Genomic DNA, 13,498 nt, shown 5'->3' with positions numbered 1-13,498 from the left:
GTGCAGGCACAGGTCGATGCCGGAGGCGGCGCCGGCCGAGGTCAGGACGCTGCCCTCGTCGACGAAGAGGACGTTCTCGTCGACCCGCACGTGGGGGTGTTTCGCCGCGAGTGCTCTCGTGTAGTGCCAGTGGGTCGTGGCCCGTCTGCCGTCGAGGAGACCGGTCGCGGCCAGCGCGAAGGCGCCCGTGGAGATGGCGGCCAGCCGTGCGCCCCGGCCGTGGGCGGCGACCAGGGCCTCGACGACGGCCGGTGGCGGGTCCTCGCGGTCCGGGAACCGGTAGCCGGGGATGAACACGATGTCCGCCCAGCCGAGCGTGTCCAGCCCGTGGGCGACGTGGTACGACAGCCCGTCCCCGCCGCTCACCAGGCCGGGGGCCGCACCGCACAGCCGAACCTCGTACGGCATGCTCCCGCGCGTGGTGAACACCTGTGCGGGAATCCCGACGTCCAGGGGCTTCGCGCCTTCGAGGACGAGCACGGCGACACGACGGAGACGGGAGGCGGGCACGGGGACAGGGTACGCAGCGGTCAGGCGTCCTGGACCGTGGCGGTGACGGGCGTGCCGATCTCGACCGTGCGGCTGACCGTGCAGAGCCGGTCGTGGGAGGTCTTCACCGCGCGGGGCAGGATCGCGCGGGCCCGCTCGGCGCCCTCGCCGTCCGGGAAGGCGACGGTGAAGGTGACCGCGAGGTCGGTCAGCCGGTTGCCGAGCTCGTCGTCGACCTTGTTGCCCGTCACCTCGACGGTGAAGGTGGCGGGTTCGGCGTGACGGCTGGTGGCGAGGTCGACGTCCACGGCCGTACAGCCGCCGAGCGCGGCGAGCAGCAGTTCGACCGGGGTGAACTCGTCCTCGGAACCGGTACCGAAGGCGATCGTGCCGCCGCGTGCGTTGGTGGCGACGTAGTGCCCGGCCCCGGCGCGCTCGACGGTGACGGACCGCTGGGAGTTTTCGCTCATACCGAGGACATTAGCGCCGGGTGCTCCGCGGTCCCGGAGGTGCGGGGTTTCAGCCGCACCCGTCGCGGCCGCCCCGTGACCGTCCATGTCCCCCCGGGGGCCCGGAAGGTACGGTCCAGGGGCGATGGTTCAGGCCGCGCGGTGGTTCAGGCGGCGCGGTCGAGCAGGTGGCGTACGAGGGCGATCAGGGCCCGGGCGGAGGACCGCTGGTCGCGGGCGTCGCAGTAGGTGACGGGGGTGTCCGGGAGCAGGTCGAGAGCCTCGCGGATCTCCTCCTCCTCGAAGTGGCCGGCCTGCGAGAAGGTGTTGACGGCGACCGCGTACTCGAGGCCGTACTCGTCGATCAGGTCGATGACCGGGAACGTCTCCTCAAGGCGCGAGGGGTCGACCAGGAGCAGGGCGCCGAGCCCTCGGTGCGCAGCGGAGTGATCTCCGACAGCGACCCGATGAAGGTCGTCTTGCCCACGGCGAAATGCCCGACCACCAGGATCTTCGCAGCGGTGATCACGTCGGCGGACACGTAGATGGAGCCGTTCGCCCCGGAGTCAGCCGATGGTGAGGGTTTCGAGTCCATGCAGAACCTTCTCGAGTGTCGCTCGCGGGGGACGTGCTGGGCGGGGCCGGTTCAGCGCGGCACAGGAGCTGCCCCTGCTTGCACGGGTCGGTCAGCAGCGGTCGGGCCACGCCGACGGGCAGTCCCAGGTGCCCGGTAACCTCGGCGACCGACGAAGAGCGGCGAGGGTGCCGTCGGCCGGCTTCAGGGTGGCCTTGGTCACCGACTCGGCGTCCATGCGCACTTCTTCCGGGCCCGCGGCGTGCCGCGAACTCATCCACGCGCAGCTCGTCCCGAGCTGGATGTCGGTTCTCCGTGCGCGCATCACTGCGACGACCGCGGCGACGACTGCCACGAGCAGGATCCACAGGGGTGGATCTTCGAACAATGACGTCATGAGACTCTTTTCAAGTCGCCTCGCGTCGGGAGACTGACCGCGCACCGCGCGTATGACGCGTCATCAGCCCACTGAAAAGTGCGATGATCTTATCAGTTGACCTCAGTGTCAACAGGCGTAGCAGACGTCACACTTGACGTGTCTCCACGAAGGCCCCGCGGCAAAACTCGTTTGCGGCGGCGGGTCCCGGTCCGGACGCTTGGGCCCATGTCCTACCTCCTGCGCGCTGCCGCGCTCACCGACGCGCCGGCCGTCACCGAGCTGCTGAACGAGATCGACCGCATCGAGATCGGGCGGCCCGAGACCGACCTGCCCACGGTGGAGGGCGACCTCGGGCACCCCGAGATCGACCTCGACCGCGACTCCTGGCTGGCCTTCGACGGCTCACGGCTCGTGGCGTACGCCCTGGTGTGGGACGACTCCAAGGGCGAGCGCATCGACGCCGACCACTACGTCCTGCCCGACCACCAGAAGGCCGGTGAGCTGCTCCTGGAGGCACTGGAGACGAGAGCGCTGGAGAAGGCACGGGCCAACGGTGCCTCGCGGGCCGTGATCCATCTGCATCTCAACTCGGCGCCCACGACCGACCTCGCACTGATACGGGACCGGGGCTGGAAGCCCGTACGGCGGTATCACGTGCTGGAGCGGCCGCTGCGAGCCGACGCGGACCTGCCGCCCGAGCCGCCGGCCGGCGTGCGGGTGCGGTCCTGTGCCGACGAGGCGGACCGGCAGCAGGTCCACGCCCTCCACCAGGTCGGCTTCGCCGAGCACTTCGACTTCCAGCCCCGCTCGTACGAGCAGTGGCTGCACGACATCCAGGCCGACCGCATCGACTGGTCCCTGGTGTGGCTCGTCTCCACCGAGGACCTCGGGGACGTCGGCTTCCTGATCGCCCGCGACGACCGTGAGGCCATGGGCTGGATCCGCACTCTCGCCGTCATCCGCGAGGCCCGCGGCCGGGGTCTCGGCGGTCTGCTGCTGCGCCATGCCTTCGCCGCCTTCGCGGCCCGGGGGCGCGGCACGGTGGGGCTCGGCGTGGACACCGAGAACGCCACCGGCGCGCCCGAGTTGTACGCGCGCAACGGAATGTCGGTCCATTACGCCGTCGACACCTGGGAAACGGTGGTGGAGTGATCCCCGTCGACGCGCGGTGACCTCCCAGTCAGGCGGCGCATTCCCACGGAACAGTCATGCACCCTTGCCACGCAGCAACGCGCAGACGAAATTCTCCTCAAGGGCGCGCATCTTCTTCAGCCGCGCGGCGTCGGTGGACTGGGTGACCTGTGACGTGACCGAGAACGTCAGGGAACGGCGGCCGTCGGGGGTGGCCGCGATCAACTGGGTGTAGCCCAGCGTGTTGCCGGTGTGCCCCAGGACGACACCGCACCGCGTCTGGTAGCGGAAGACGGCCAGACCCGCGGAGTTGCGGCCGGGCCCGGCGGGCTCGGAGGAGCCCTCGATCCACTGCCGCTGCTGCTCGACGACCTTGCCGCCGTAGAGCCGTCCGCTCGCGTAGCCACGGATGAAGCGGGTCATGTCGGCCGGTGTGGACACGATCCCTCCGGAGGCCCAGACACCCGACATCCCGATGACCTCGCTGACGTCCTGCGGGGCCGCGGGCGGGTCCACGTCGTAGCCGTGCAGATAGGGACTCGGCATCCGGTAGCCCTGCGGGAGGCTGGTCGATTGCAGTCCGAGGGGCCGGTCGACCAGTCTGTGCAGGAGTTGTTCGTACGTCGTCCGGGTCGCCGCCTCCGCCATGAGCGCCACGGCGATGTTGTCCGAGTTCGAGTAGCGGTACTCGCTGCCCGGCGTGAAGAGCAGGGGCTGGTCGGCGACGTAGTCGAGCAGGCGCCGGGAGTCGAACCGGTGGCGCGGATCTGCCCGCAGCGCGGCGACGAAGCCGTCGCTGCGGGAGTAGTCGGGCAGACCACTGGTGTGGTTGAGGAGTTGCCGAAGGGTCACCTTGCCCCAGGCATCGGGGAGTTGGGGAAGCCACTTGTGCAGGGTGTCGTCGAGACGCAGGACGCGGTGGTCGACGAGGGTGAGGGCCACCGCCCCGCTGAAGGCCTTGGCCGTGCTCGCGATGCGCATGTGGTCGTCGGGCCGGGGTGCGCGGCCGGTGCGGATGTCGGCGACTCCGGCGCGTACCACCCGCGTGCCGTTCTCGGTCCGCAGGACGGCGATGGCTCCGGGTGGGCCGCCCGGGCTCCGCACGAACTCGTCGAGCTGACGCTGAAGCTCGTGCCGGTCGGGCGGGTCGGTGGCGGCACCGGCCATCGTCGGGGTGAGTGCGGTGAGGCAGACCGCGAGGACGGACCCCGCTCGCAGACGGGTTCGGCGTGCAGACATGGGGGCTCCCTGGGGAGGGGACGGCATGGCCCGTCAAGCCTCACCGGGAGGGGCGTTCCCGTGCTTCCGGTACTGCTGCATACGGACCATGGGCAGGGGCACCTAGAGGTGCCGTGAATTCGCCCCGCGGGGGTCTGCGGTGTTCAGCGGTCGCTCGTTCCTCAGCTTAGTTTGCGTGTACACCGACGTCTCGTCGGGAGCCTGCGGGAGGACCGCGCCGACTCTTTTTGTGCCATCGCACGAGTGGGCCCCCGCCACTGGAACGCGTGGCGGGGACCCACCCTCGTGTCACATCGAGCGGCGGCTGGTGCGTCGCAGGAGGACGAATCCGGCGATCAGCAGGATCGCGCCGATTGCGCCCGGCCACAGCTGGGTGCCGGTCTCGGCGAGACTGCCCTGGTTGCCCTGCGGCGCCGGCTGCGCGGCCACGGGGGGCTGGGCGACGGCTGCGGGCGCGGTGGTCGCGGTGTCGTCCTGGGGGGCGGGCTGGTTCGGCTGGTCCGGCTGGTTCGTCTGCCCGTCGTCGGAGCCGTTGGCGTTCGTGGTCTCGGGTGCCGACGTGCTGTGGGCGGTGGGTGACCTGTAGGTCTTCGGTTGGTTGTCGGCGGGGGCGGTGGTCTGGTCGCCGGTCGGGGCCTCGGTGGCCGGTGCAGGCTGCTGCTGGGGATCGCCGCCGTTTCCGGGGTTCTCCTCGGCACCGTTGCCGTTGCCGTTGCCGCCGTCGTTGCCGTTGCCGCCGTCGTTGCCGTTGCCGCCGTCGTTGCCGTTGCCGGGCGTCGGGTCGGAGCCGTTGCCGGTGTCTCCGCCGTTCTGGCCGCCACCGTTCTGGCCGCCACCGTTCTGGCCGCCACCGTTCTGGCCGCCGCCGTTCTGGCCGCCGGCGCCGTTGTCGCCGCCGTTCCCGCCGTTGTTGTTGCCGTTGTCCCCGTTGCCCGGGTCGTCCTGGCCCGTGCCCACGCCGCACTGGCGGCCGTCGTTGATGCAGCCGACCATCTCGTTCATCAGGTTCTCGTCGAAGACGTTGATGAAGTCGCCGTGGTCGGTGACGGGCTTGTGCAGCTGCTCGGGGAAGGAGTCGACCGCGAACAGCGGGGTCGTGCGGCCGCCGTCGTTCAGGCTCGGCGCGTCGACGTCGTAGACGATCCGCTGGACCAGCTGGGGAATCGCCTTGAAGCCGTTCGGGCAGGTGCCGTCGTTCTGGGCGAACGCCACGTGGGTGCGGTGGTTGGCGCTGTCGATGTTGCGGCCGTCCCAGCAGCTCTGGAACTTGAAGGTGCGCACCACGTCGCTGCCCTGCGGGCACAGCGGGTACTTGTCCTTCAGCTGCCGGTCCTCGAACCCGGTGCAGCTCCAGGACGCGTTGGCGTTGGCGGGGCCGTTGACGAAGGCCTTGGCGTCACCCGTGATGATGCGCAGCAGCCGCGGCATGGCGGTGACCTTGCTGCGGGGGTTGCCGACGAACGTCAGCGTGACTTCCCTGGGCGTGACGATCTTGCCGGCGTTGCCCTCGATGCCGCCGCCGGGCTTGGCGGCGTCCTGTTCCTGCGTGCCGTTCTGGAGCCGGATCACCGGCCAGTAGTAGGTGGACTTGTCGCCCTGGTCCACGCAGCTCGTCTGGGCGTTCGCCAGGTCCTGGTCGCTGGCGAAGGCGGTGTTCGACTGGTTGCCGACGTAGTCGTGGAAGTGGTGGGCGCCGTTGGAGACACCCGGGGCGACGATGACGTTGTCCGAGTTGAACAGACCGTTCGCGTTGACACCGCAGCTGGTGACGAAGGTGCCGCGGGAGGCGTCGCCCTGAGCCGGCGGCGCCTGCGCGGCGGGGGGTGCGCTGTTGATGTCGGCGTAGTCCGCGGCCACGGGACCGTTGCCGGCCTGACCGCCGTTGCCCTGCTGCTGACCGCCCTGCTGGCCGCCCTGCTGCTGACCGTCCTGGCCCTGACCGCCTTGGTCCTGACCGCCGCCCTGCTGGTCGCCCTGGCCCTGCTGGTTCTGGCCCTCTCCCTGCTGGCCGCCCTGACCGCCACCGTTCTGGTTGTCGGTCTGGCGCAGGGTGCAGCCGGCCATGTCGCCGAGTCCCTCGGGCTGTTCACCCGAGCGCTGCAACGCGGCGCCGATGCGCTCGATGGTGGCGGCGCGGTTCTGCTGGAGCGGATCGACGATACGGCTCTGCGCGGCGTCGCGGTCCTGGATCGACGGGTCCTGGAGTTGCTGGTATGCCTCCGCTATCTGCTGGTCCAGCCGGGCGAGTTCCTGGTCGACGTCCGCCCGCGAGCCGTCGGGCACGTTGGTGAGCGTGTCCCCGACGTCCGGGCAGTCGATCGTGACGGCTCCCCACGACGTCTGCTGCGGTGTGCCGCTCTCCGTGGCGGAGGCGTACACGTTCGCCGCGACCAGCCCACCACCCCCGAGCATCAGCGCCACTGCGGCGAACGTCGCACGTCGTGCGCCTGTCGGTCGTCTGCGATTGCTGCGTCCCACGGATGTACTCCTGCGCGTCTCGGCTCTCCGGGCATGCAAATCCCCCGCCCCATACGGACGCCGAGCCCCCCGTGTTCAACCGCATCGGAAATTCACAGCACTCTCATACGGAACATCGGATTCCACCAACCGTCGTGGACCTTTTGAGGCCGCCACAGGATCGACTCCAGCGCCGAGTCCGCTCCGTGGCGGTCTGTCACCCCGTCACCCCGTCACGGTGTACGGCGGGTTCTCCCCCCGCCCCACCGCGAGCAGGTTCTCCACCGCCATCTCGGCCATCCGGGCCATCGCCTGGGTGCTGTGGAAGCCGCTGTGCGGGGTGACCAGGAGACGGGTCGGGGCGAAGGCGAGCAGGCCGTGCGGGTCGTCCGCGGGGGCCGGGGTGGGCTCGGTGTAGTAGCCGTCGATGGACGCGCCCGCGATGGTGCCCTCGGCCAGCGCGGACCGCAGGGCGGCCGGGTCGACCAGTTCGGCGCGCGAGCAGTTGACGAGATGGCCCGAGGGACCCAGCGCCTCCAGGTGCTCGAAGGTGACGACCCCGTCGTTCACGCCGGGCTCGTGGGCGAAGTTGAGGCTCACCACGTCGGCCGAGCGGAACAGGTCGACGAGGGAGTCGACCGCCTTGTAGGGCAGGGCCGCCAGCTCGGGCCTGGACGTCCGGTTCCAGTAGAGGATCTCCGTGCCGAAGGCGGCGTGCGCCATCCGGGCCAGTTCGCGGCCGATGTGGCCCATGCCGGCGATGCCCAGACGGGCACCGGCCAGGGAGGGGGTGGCCCGCTCGCTCCACCGCCCGGCGGCGACCTCGGTGCCGGTGCGGGTGACGGCCCGGACGAGGTCGAGGATGTGGGCGAGGGACATCTCGGCGACCGCGACCGCGTTGGCGTGCGGGGTGTTGGCGAAGTGGAGGGGCGAGGGATGCGCCGGCAGTTCCATGAAGGAGGCGTAACCGGTGCCGAGGAAACAGGCGACGGCCAGGTCCGGCAGTCGCTCCCAGGCTTCGGCGGACAGCCGCTCGCTGCCGCCGAGCACATAGCCCCAGGCGCCGTCGAGGGCCTTGATCACCCCCTCCTCGTCGAGATCGCCTGGGGCCGCGGTGACGTCGAAGCCGGCCTCGTGCAGCGCGCGGACCGAGGGCTCGGGGAAGGGGGCGCCGGTGATGACGACACGGCGCGGGCCTCGGGCGGATGAGTTCACTGCTGGAGTTCTCCCGTGGTCACGAAGGCTCTGCGGTACCAGACGAGGGGCGGCTCGGCCTGTTCGCGGGTGACGAGTCCGGTCAGCCGGCCGATGACGAGGTGGTGGTCGCCCGCCGGCACGCTCTCGACGGTGGTGCACCGGTAGGCAGCGTTGGCGCCCGCCAGCAGCGGGGGCCCGTCCTGGGAGCCGGGCCAGGGCCCGAACGCGTCGGCGGCCGTGCCGTCGAAGCGGTCGGCGCCGGACCGGGCGAAGAGCGCGGCGAGGTCGCGGTGCCGCTCCCCGAGGACATTGACGGCGAACTCGTGGGAGCCGGTCATGGCGTCCAGGCAGCTGGATCCGTTGTCGACGCCGACCAGCAGCAGCGGCGGGTCGAGCGAGACGGAGACGACGGAGCCCGCGGTGAAGCCCCAGCGGTGCCCGTGACTGTCGGTGGTGGTGACGACGGACACCGCTGTGGGCAGCAAGGACATGGCCTCGCGGAACATGTCGGCGTCCAGCTGCGCCGCCGGGTGACGGGCCGGGGCGCTCACGTCTGCCCTCCGGTCAGGGCCGTGCCGGTGGCCGCCGCCGGCTCCGCGCCGGTCGGGGGGTCGGCCAGGGCACGCTGGAAACCGCGGATGGTCAGCGGCAGGAACACCACCCCGAACAGCGCCAGCGGCAGGGTCAGCAGGGCAGTGAGCCGCTGCGGCCCGATCGAGTCGCCGACGATCGCGACAACGGCTCCGGCGAGCGGGAAGGACAGGTCGTTGATGATGAAGAAGGAGCCGGTGACCTTGCCCAGGTGCTCACGGGGAATGGCCTTCACGCGCTGGGTGCGGTTGTAGACGTTGAAGTACGCGGCGGCCACCCACATCCCGACGAACGCCACCGCGTAGACGGCGAGCGACGACGCGAACCCGAGGAGCAGCAGCGCGCCGCACAGTCCGGTGAAGCCGATCACGCCCAGTGCGCCGACCTGGAACCGGCGCAGCAGCAGCGGGATGATCAGGAGGTTGACCAGGCCCATGACGCCGACACAGGTGTTGAGGAGGGCGAAGGTCGACTCGGGGGCCTTGAACACCCCGGTGACGACGGCGACGTTGGTGGCCAGTGCCACCGAAGCCACCAGGTTGATCAGGAAGTTGAAGCCGGCGAGCGTCAGCACGGGCCGGTTGGCCCACAGCAGCCGCCAGCCCTGGCGGATCTCACGGACCGAGTCCCGCAGGGCGCCGATCGGTTCGGCATTCGCTCGCACGGCCGGCTCGGGCCGGTTCCGGGGCAGCGGCAGCCAGCAGGCCGCGGCAGTGGCGAACATGGCGCCGGCCAGGCCCAGCAGGCCCACCTTTCCCAGGACGAGGACGGCGACCACCGCGAGGCCCGGACCGAGCGCCATGGCGAGCAGTTCCATGTTCTGCACCAGGGACTGCGTCTTCACCAGGTTCTCGCCCTCCGCGATCTGCGGGACGACCTTCTCCACGGACATGTGGACGCCGGCCATCAGCGTGGAGAGCAGGGCGCCGTTGACCAGCAGCACCGGTGTGGACCAGCCGGGCAGGGTCAGGCAGAGCACCACGGCGGCACCGAGCAGCGTGGCCCGGGCGAGGTTCGCGCGGGAGAACAGCCGGACCCCGCCGTCGCGGTCGGCGAGCACCCCGGCGAAGGGGTAGGCCACCAGGTTGGGCAGCCATTCCAGGGCGTAGGCCAGACCCAGTGCCGCGACCCCGCCGGTCTCCCGGTAGATGATCAGCGGTACGGCGAACAGTACGATCTGCTGCGCCATGAGCCCGATCAGGACGCCACCGGAGAAGAGCGTGCGCCGGGCCCGTTCGCCTGCCATCAGACCCTCTGCCCTTCCGGCGCGGCTCCGGCCGTCTCCCGCCGCTCGGAAGCCTCCCGCCGATCGGAAGGCTCCCGCTGATCGGAAGGCTCCTGCCGCTCGGGCGCCTCCCGCTGATCGGAAGCCTCCTGCCGCTCGGGCCCCTCCCGGCGTTCGAGGGCACGCACCAGCGGCAGGACCCGGGTGAAGAAGCGCCGCATCTCGTCCCGGGCGGGCCAGCCGGAGAGGATGAACTCGCTCACGCCCGCGGCCTTGTACGCGAGGAGTGCCTCGGCGACCTCCTCGTAGCTCCCGGTCAGACACAGCGCGGGCCCCCCGCGGTAGGCCACGACGCCCGAGTACAGCACCGGGTCGAGCCAGCCGTGGCCGGCCTCCTCGGCCAGCCGGAAGGAGTTCTTCACTGCCTGGGAGTCGCCCTGCTCCACGAACTCGGCGACCCACTGACGGTGCTTCTCGTCGCCGCCCGCGACGACGGCGGCCAGGTCGGTCAGGGCCTCCTCGCGGGTCTCGCGGGCGAGCACCTGCATGCGCAGACCGACCCGGCAGCCCTGCGCGAGGACGGGCTCGGCGGACTTCGCGATGGCGGCGGGGACGTCGGCGTACCGGAACCAGCAGTCCCCGTAGCGGACGGCATTGGCCTGGGCGACGGCCGAGGCGCCGCTGACGTAGATCTCGGGTCGGCCCCCGCCGTGGAAGCCGAGGCCCAACTGGGCCTGCTCGACCCGGTAGTGGGCGCCTTCGAAGTCGAAGGGGGTGGCCGGGTCGCGCCAGAAGCGGTGGGCGATGTCCAGGAACTCGGCGGCGCGGGCGTAGCGTTCGTCGTGGGGCAGGAAGTCCCCGTAGTACGCCTGCTCGGCCGGGGAGATTCCCGCGATCATGTTGAGCGAGATGCGGCCGCCTGACATCCAGGACAGGGTGTTGACGACCTGGGTGAAGAGGGTCGGCGAGAGCAGGCCCGGCCGGTAGGCAAGGATGAACTTCAGTCGCTGGGTCTCGCGCATGAAGGTGCCGATGATCGGCAGCGGGTCCGGGAGGTCGAAGCTCTGCGCCATCAGCAGGGAGTCGACGCCGAGTTCGTCGGCCTCCCGGGTGAAGTCGATGGCGCCGTCGAGGTCCAGGACCTCGGAGGCGTACTTCTGGGCGGTCTTCTCCTGGCCGTCGTCCAGCGCGGAGCCCCAGTGGAATCGCAGCTCGCTCACGCACCGACCTCCACCGCGACGGGTTCGGCCACCAACCGGTAGCGGCCGATGGCCTCCTGGACGGCCCGGCGTACGGCGGCCTGGCTCGTGCCGCGCAGCAGGAAACGGCCACCGGCGTGGTCGTAGCCGCCTTCACCGTCGAACACGTGGCCGTTCGCGGGCAGCGCCTCGGCGTACACCTCGGGGACCACGCCGACCAGGGAGTCGCGGGCGGTGACCCGGGCCGGCAGCGTCTGCGGCTCGGGGAAGACGAGCCATCCGCCGGAGGCCTCGGTGCCACTGAGCACGGCCTCGTCGGTGAGGGGCGGCAGGCCGATCGTGGTGCGCACGGCCTCGCAGTACAGGTCGATGCCGAACAGGTCGCGGTGCAGGAAGGGCACGCCGGCGCCGCCGGGCCGCAGACCGACCTCCAGGAACACCGGCTCGCCGGTCCCGGTGAGGATCAGTTCCAGGTGGAAGGGGCCGTCCCACAACTCCAGGGCGTCCAGGCAGTCGGCGGCGAAGCCGGTGAGCTGGTCGCGGAGTGGGCCGCGGTCGAGCAGCACGGAGCCGAGAGGGGCGCCGCCGTTGAAGTCCAGGCAGGTGTTGACGTACTCCGAGGCGGTGACGAAGTGGAAGCGGCCGCCGCTGCGGATGCCGTCCACGTGGTGGATCCGGCCCTCGACGTACTCCTCGGCCTCGTACCCCTGAAGGGCCTCGGGGCCGATCTCCCGCAGCGCGGCGGCGAGTTCTGCCTCGCTGCGCACGAGCCTGACCCCCTTTGAGGCGGCGCCGTCGCGCGGCTTGAGGACGATCGGCAGACCGTGCAGTCCCGTGTCGGGGGCCAGGACCGTCCCGGTGGTGGCGCCGGCGCCGAGTCCGAGGTAGCGGGGGACGCGGATGCCCGCATAGCCGATCCAGCGCTTCATGACGGTCTTGTCGCGGAAGCGGGTGACGTAGGCCGTGCTCCAGCCGGGGACGCCGAGGGCGGCACGCAGTCCGGCGGCGGTGAGCAGGTCGAACTCGGAGACGCCGACGATGCCGGCGAGCGGTCCGTGCGCCTCGGCGATGCGCCGGGCGTGTGGCAGCAGGGTGTCGTACGCCAGGTCGGGTACGACGACCGTCGCCACTGCCGTGTCGCGGTCCAGCGGCGGCAGCCCGTCCTCGGTGGTGAGGTAGGCCAGCCGGTGGGTGCCGTCCGGCACGAAGCGGTGGTACTCGCCGAACTCGTCGTCGTACCGGTTGATGACCAGGAGCAACGGCAGGGGATCGGACACGGGCTGGGATGCGGTGTTACTCAAAGCTCACTCCACGGTCTATGAGGTGCCCGAACTCGACGGCGTCGGCGTACGAGTCGGTGGTGTAGACGGCGTGCCCGATCCGGCAGCGGAAGTCGTGCGCGGGCTCGATCGGTTCACCCGGCGCCAGGTACAGCTCGACGTCCAGCACCTCGGGCCGGGTCCGCAGGTCCGCGAGGCCCGAGACGGCGCGGTAGCGGGAGAGGCCGGGCGCGGTGAAGAAGCGGATGGCGGCGTGCTTGGCGTGCGGCGCCGCCGGGACACCGGTCGGCACTCGGGCCGGGTCCAGGGGCAGACCGGTGTGGGCCGCTACCGAGAGGTGGGGCAGCGACACGCCGGTCGCCAGCCGGACCAGGTCGGGTATGTGGTCGCCGCCCATGCGGGCGCCGAGTTCGATGAGGACGGGTTCCCCGCCGGGCAGCCGCAGTTCGCAGTGGAACGGCCCGACCCGTACCCCGAGTGAGGCTACCGCCCGGGTGACGTACGCCTCTACGGCGTCCAGCTCGGTGGTGCTCAGCCCGGCCTGGACGATGTGGCCCAGCTCCACGAAGTACGGTTCGGGACCGAGGAGTTTGCGGGTGACGGCCACGATGGCCACCTCGCCGCCGGCGCCCACACAGCCCTCGACGGACACCTCGGGTCCGTCGATGTACTCCTCGACCAGTACCCGGCCGTCGAGTCTGCGCCCGAGGTCCGGGCGGGAGTCCGCGGTCAGGAGACGGTACGCCCGGTGGAGTTCGGCGCGGGTGTCGGCACGGCTGACGTGGACACTGCCGGCCGAGTCGGTGGGTTTGAGCACGCAGGGAAAACCCGCGTGGTCGGCGGCGGCGTCGAGTTCGGCGGCGGAGGAGGCCGCGGCCCACCGGGGCACCCGGAGCCCGGCGGACTCGATCCGCCGCCGCATCGCGCTCTTGTCACGGACCTGCTCGACCGAGTCCTCCGCGACTCCGGCCAGCCCCAGCCGGGCGGCGAGCCGGGCGACCGCGGGGACGTAGAACTCGAAGCCCGGCAGGACACCGAGCAGGCCGCCGTCCTCGTGCAGCCGGATCGCGGCCCGCGTGAGGGCGGTCTCGTCGTTGGTGTCGACGGTGACCAGGGTGTCGATGTCCTGCCGGACACGGTCCGGCAGACGGCGGTCGTCGGCGTCGAAGGACGCGACCACGGTCTCGAGCCCCAGGTCCCGGGCGGCGCTCAGCAGCGCCGTCCCGGACGAGATCGGCTCGACCACCAGCACCCGGCCGTCTCGCGTGTCGCGGAGGTCGGTCGTCAT

The 13,498-nt window shown here is 71.2% G+C and carries 12 protein-coding genes and 2 pseudogenes; 1 reads left to right on the top strand and 13 read right to left on the bottom strand.

Features of this window, described 5'->3' with window-relative positions; genetic code table 11:
* The 5 genes and pseudogenes from IF54_RS0127660 to IF54_RS43565 all read right to left on the bottom strand — a co-directional run.
* A partial coding sequence (locus IF54_RS0127660) for an AraC family transcriptional regulator (protein ID WP_030323449.1) occupies nt 1–510 on the bottom strand: 510 nt, incomplete at its 3' end.
* 20 nt (nt 511–530) lie between these two features.
* A complete protein-coding gene (locus tag IF54_RS0127655) occupies nt 531–959 on the bottom strand; it encodes an OsmC family protein (protein WP_030323447.1) in 429 nt (142 codons plus the stop codon).
* A 146-nt stretch (nt 960–1,105) separates the two neighbouring features.
* Nucleotides 1,106–1,533, bottom strand: a pseudogene (locus tag IF54_RS43575) (hypothetical protein).
* Nucleotides 1,505–1,685: pseudogene (locus tag IF54_RS43570) on the bottom strand (DUF742 domain-containing protein); the annotation flags it as partial. The pseudogenes IF54_RS43575 and IF54_RS43570, both read right to left, overlap by 29 nt.
* Nucleotides 1,625–1,909: a hypothetical protein gene (locus IF54_RS43565; protein ID WP_030323444.1), complete on the bottom strand. Its 285-nt coding sequence runs from the start codon at nt 1,907–1,909 to the stop codon at nt 1,625–1,627. The gene IF54_RS43565 and the pseudogene IF54_RS43570, both read right to left, overlap by 61 nt.
* Before the next feature lie 207 nt (nt 1,910–2,116).
* Between IF54_RS43565 and IF54_RS0127640 the strand changes: the two genes are divergently transcribed.
* The gene (locus IF54_RS0127640; RefSeq protein ID WP_030323442.1) at nt 2,117–3,043 is read left to right on the top strand and encodes a GNAT family N-acetyltransferase; all 927 of its coding nucleotides are present in this window, start codon (nt 2,117–2,119) and stop codon (nt 3,041–3,043) included.
* A gap of 54 nt (nt 3,044–3,097) precedes the next feature.
* Here IF54_RS0127640 and IF54_RS0127635 read toward each other — a convergent pair whose 3' ends face one another.
* The 8 genes from IF54_RS0127635 to IF54_RS0127600 all read right to left on the bottom strand — a co-directional run bounded on the left by IF54_RS0127635 (nt 3,098) and on the right by IF54_RS0127600 (nt 13,498).
* Nucleotides 3,098–4,261 carry a serine hydrolase domain-containing protein gene (locus tag IF54_RS0127635; RefSeq protein WP_037820617.1) on the bottom strand — a complete coding sequence of 388 codons (1,164 nt, stop codon included), beginning with the start codon at nt 4,259–4,261 and terminating at the stop codon, nt 3,098–3,100.
* A 288-nt stretch (nt 4,262–4,549) separates the two neighbouring features.
* A complete protein-coding gene (locus tag IF54_RS0127630; protein WP_030323438.1) occupies nt 4,550–6,673 on the bottom strand; it encodes a DUF1996 domain-containing protein in 2,124 nt (707 codons plus the stop codon).
* 270 nt (nt 6,674–6,943) lie between these two features.
* Complete coding sequence (locus tag IF54_RS0127625) at nt 6,944–7,933, bottom strand: 2-hydroxyacid dehydrogenase (RefSeq protein ID WP_030323435.1); 990 nt, start codon at nt 7,931–7,933, stop codon at nt 6,944–6,946.
* On the bottom strand, nt 7,930–8,466 hold the full coding sequence (locus tag IF54_RS0127620; RefSeq protein WP_030323434.1) for a flavin reductase family protein: 537 nt from the start codon (nt 8,464–8,466) through the stop codon (nt 7,930–7,932). Before IF54_RS0127620 ends, IF54_RS0127625 begins: the two co-directional genes overlap by 4 nt.
* Entirely contained in the window at nt 8,463–9,752 is a 1,290-nt protein-coding gene (locus IF54_RS0127615) for an MFS transporter (RefSeq protein ID WP_063754969.1), read from the bottom strand. Before IF54_RS0127615 ends, IF54_RS0127620 begins: the two co-directional genes overlap by 4 nt.
* On the bottom strand, nt 9,752–10,951 hold the full coding sequence (locus IF54_RS0127610; protein WP_063754967.1) for an LLM class flavin-dependent oxidoreductase: 1,200 nt from the start codon (nt 10,949–10,951) through the stop codon (nt 9,752–9,754). The genes IF54_RS0127615 and IF54_RS0127610 overlap by 1 nt, the downstream gene beginning before the upstream one ends.
* Nucleotides 10,948–12,231, bottom strand: a complete 1,284-nt coding sequence (locus IF54_RS0127605; RefSeq protein WP_159002216.1) for an ATP-grasp domain-containing protein — start codon at nt 12,229–12,231, stop codon at nt 10,948–10,950. Before IF54_RS0127605 ends, IF54_RS0127610 begins: the two co-directional genes overlap by 4 nt.
* Nucleotides 12,224–13,498, bottom strand: a complete 1,275-nt coding sequence (locus tag IF54_RS0127600; protein WP_051735555.1) for an ATP-grasp domain-containing protein — start codon at nt 13,496–13,498, stop codon at nt 12,224–12,226. The genes IF54_RS0127605 and IF54_RS0127600 overlap by 8 nt, the downstream gene beginning before the upstream one ends.

The organism is Streptomyces sp. NRRL B-3229, assembly GCF_000719505.1.
Classification (GTDB): Bacteria; Actinomycetota; Actinomycetes; order Streptomycetales; family Streptomycetaceae; genus Streptomyces; species Streptomyces griseorubiginosus.
Note: the sequence above shows the minus strand (reverse complement) of the source record. Positions and strands in the feature narration are given on the sequence as shown.

Bases quoted from the DNA above. Each gene is read 5' to 3' on its own strand.
- IF54_RS0127655 (WP_030323447.1), bottom strand. From the start codon at position 959: ATGAGCGAAAACTCCCAGCGGTCCGTCACCGTCGAGCGCGCCGGGGCC.
- IF54_RS43565 (WP_030323444.1), bottom strand. From the start codon at position 1,909: ATGACGTCATTGTTCGAAGATCCACCCCTGTGGATCCTGCTCGTGGCA.
- IF54_RS0127640 (WP_030323442.1), top strand. From the start codon at position 2,117: ATGTCCTACCTCCTGCGCGCTGCCGCGCTCACCGACGCGCCGGCCGTC.
- IF54_RS0127635 (WP_037820617.1), bottom strand. From the start codon at position 4,261: ATGTCTGCACGCCGAACCCGTCTGCGAGCGGGGTCCGTCCTCGCGGTC.
- IF54_RS0127630 (WP_030323438.1), bottom strand. From the start codon at position 6,673: ATGCTCGGGGGTGGTGGGCTGGTCGCGGCGAACGTGTACGCCTCCGCC.
- IF54_RS0127615 (WP_063754969.1), bottom strand. From the start codon at position 9,752: ATGGCAGGCGAACGGGCCCGGCGCACGCTCTTCTCCGGTGGCGTCCTG.
- IF54_RS0127600 (WP_051735555.1), bottom strand. From the start codon at position 13,498: ATGACGACCGACCTCCGCGACACGCGAGACGGCCGGGTGCTGGTGGTC.